This is a genomic window from Caballeronia sp. BR00000012568055 (assembly GCF_029439455.1).
Taxonomy (GTDB): Bacteria; Pseudomonadota; Gammaproteobacteria; order Burkholderiales; family Burkholderiaceae; genus Caballeronia.
Map to the genome: position 1 here is coordinate 1 of NZ_JAQFVG010000356.1, position 2,659 is coordinate 2,659.

Genomic DNA, 2,659 nt, shown 5'->3' on the forward strand with positions numbered 1-2,659 from the left:
ATGTCTGCCAATCGTAGGAGTGGGCCAATGCGTTTAGCATACCGGGCATTCCTTGCGCTGCAATGGTCTTTTATTGTTAGTTTGAATTGGGCGCGATTTGCCAGAAAGCCAGGTACATGCCTGCTCACGATTCCACACCCATACGAGTACGCACGGCACGGCGATACAGTGCGATCCTCACGCCGATCGACAACGCTGCAAGGAAAATCGTGATGACCAGCATCTGATGTTCGAGTCGCGAAGCTCGTGCGGTGCGCGCAGCCAAAAGATCCGTCTCGTAAGAACGCATCTGCGAGATGAGCGCACGAATTCGATCCATGTGCTCACGTCCCACATCACTGAGAACCATTGCTCTTGCCGACGTCAGCCCCTGCGTATCAAGCGTTGCTAGCGTCTGTTGCAGTTCCTCGAGCTTGGCGTCTAGAGCGAGTTCAAGCTCATGCACTCGGTTAAGCTGCGTAGGACTATCCTTCACGAGTTGCCGCAGCCTGGAAGGAAGCGACTGAACCGTTTGCACGGCTTGCCGGTACGGAGCGAGGTAAGTCGATTTCCCAGTCAAGATATACCCGCGCTGTCCCGTCTCCGCGTCAGTGATGAGTTGGAGCGTTGATTCCAGCGCCGATAGAACCTGGTAGGTATGCTCGATCCAATCGCGCTGCGCGAGCAAGATCCGGTGATAGCCGAACGATGTGCCCGAGGTCACCAGAACGAGTGCGATGAGTGGCACGACTCGCCAATCGAAGGAGTGCCAGCGCTGCATCCAGTCGCGTGACGAGCTCATCGCCCGATACCCTAGAAATGCATCACGATTGCCACACCGCACACCATCAGGAGAGTGCCGAGAAAACGAATCCAGCTGATCGGATGATCAGGAACGCCAAGTAGACCAAAGTGATCGATCGCGACCGAGGCGACCAGGTTGGCGCAGATCGTCAGCCCATTCAATGTTCCTACGCCAACTTTCTGAACCAATGTCAGCCCCGCAAACACGGCCACCGCGCCGACTATGCCGCCGAGCGGCGCCCACCACTTCATGCTGCGTAGATTTTCCAGCGTCGGCAATGGCGTCGGCTGGATCCAGAACATTGCGATAGCGACAAACGTAACCAGCAGAAACGAGACGGCCGAGGCAAGCCACGGATTGACTAACGAACTTTTAAGTTCGCCATTGATTGGCGCGCCTGCCGCCTGAAGAAAACCGCCGATGATGATGAAAGGATAGATCCACGCATTGTTCATGTTATCTCCGTTGCGTTCGCTTATTTTTATGTGGCTTACGGTCCGATCAGCAGTCGTGCGCCGAGCGACAAAATGAGCGCAGGCACCATGACCAACGTGCCGACCTTGAAGAATTGCAGGAACGTGACTTCCTCGCCCTCACGTCGGATCGATGTGAGCCACAGGATGGTCGCCAGCGAACCTGTGATGGACAGGTTCGGGCCGAGATCGACGCCGATCAGCAAGGCATCGATCACGCGTTCGGGACTGTGAGCCTGCAAGGCCGTTGCACTCGCAATCAACCCTGCCGGTAGATTGTTGATCGCGTTGCTGCCGAACGCGATGACAAGGCCGGAAATCGCCGCGCTCATCGTTGCGTTATCGTGCGTTACAGATATCAGGAGATTCGAGAGACTCTTGATCACGCCCGTATGGTCCAGCATCTCGACGAGCACGAAGAGACCCGCCACCAGCGGCAGGACACTCCACGAAATCTCCCGCATCAGATGCATCGGTGACTGCCGTTCTTTGATCAAGACAATGACTGCAGTCAGTATGCCGAGACAGGCGGTCGGCAGACCCAATTGCATGTCGAGTGCTGAAACCGTCAGCAAGACAACGGCAGTCACGCCTATCGCCGCCAGCGTCAGCTTCCCATTGGCACTCAGCTTCTCGACGGGCAAATCCGCTGCACATCGACCGTTGAGTTCGTCGCGCTGGGTCCATAGCAACATGAGAAACGTCGCGACAATGGACAGCACGGATGGCACCGCGAACCGTGCTACCCACAGTCCCAATGCAGGCGTGTGATTGGCGTAGAGCACGAGGTTCGCGGGATTGGAGATGGGCAAGACAAAGCTCGCCGCATTGGCGATGAACGCGCAGACGAATAGAAGCGGGAGCGGCTTCGTATCGGCCTTCTTGGCAGCAGCAAACACGGCGGGTGTGAGAACCACCGCGGCTGCATCGTTCGACAGGAAAGTAGTGACGACAACGCCGACCAGGTACACCAGCAAGAATAGCTTGCGAGGCGAGCCCTTCGCGAAGTTGACAGCAAGCACCGCGACCCAGTCGAACAGCCCTTCCCGGCGTCCGAGTTCGGAGAGCAGCATCATGCCGATAAGAAACAGGTAGACGTCTGTTCCCTTTCCGACTGCCTGCCACGCAAGACTGGCGGGCAGCAAGCCAAGCGCGACCAGCACCAACGCGCCCGTCACGGCCCATATGGCTTCAGGCCATTTGAAAGGGCGCAGAATGACGCCGGCCGTAGCCGCCAGCCCAATACCCCAGGAGAGAAAAATTGGATTCATGTAGCAAGCGAAGTGTCGTTGTTCAGGTCGCGATGAATACCGCACGCTTTTTTGATCGATGCACCGAATAAGAGCCACAGCGCGAGCGATCCGGTCGAGACCGCGCCGAGCACCAGAAATGCGGTGGCATA

At 57.1% G+C, this 2,659-nt stretch carries 3 protein-coding genes and 1 pseudogene; all 4 read right to left on the reverse strand.

What is annotated here, in order from left to right; translation table 11 throughout:
• Nucleotides 1-124: 124 nt before the first annotated feature.
• Nucleotides 125-760 (reverse strand): CHASE3 domain-containing protein, encoded by a 636-nt coding sequence (locus P7F28_RS30865; RefSeq protein WP_277188979.1) that lies wholly within the window; start codon nucleotides 758-760, stop codon nucleotides 125-127.
• A gap of 32 nt (nucleotides 761-792) precedes the next feature.
• Nucleotides 793-1,239, reverse strand: a complete 447-nt coding sequence (locus tag P7F28_RS30870) for a DMT family transporter (protein WP_277188981.1) — start codon at nucleotides 1,237-1,239, stop codon at nucleotides 793-795.
• A 35-nt stretch (nucleotides 1,240-1,274) separates the two neighbouring features.
• Nucleotides 1,275-2,528 (reverse strand): arsenic transporter, encoded by a 1,254-nt coding sequence (locus P7F28_RS30875; RefSeq protein ID WP_277188983.1) that lies wholly within the window; start codon nucleotides 2,526-2,528, stop codon nucleotides 1,275-1,277.
• A pseudogene (locus P7F28_RS30880) lies at nucleotides 2,525-2,659 on the reverse strand (MFS transporter); the annotation flags it as partial. The gene P7F28_RS30875 and the pseudogene P7F28_RS30880, both read right to left, overlap by 4 nt.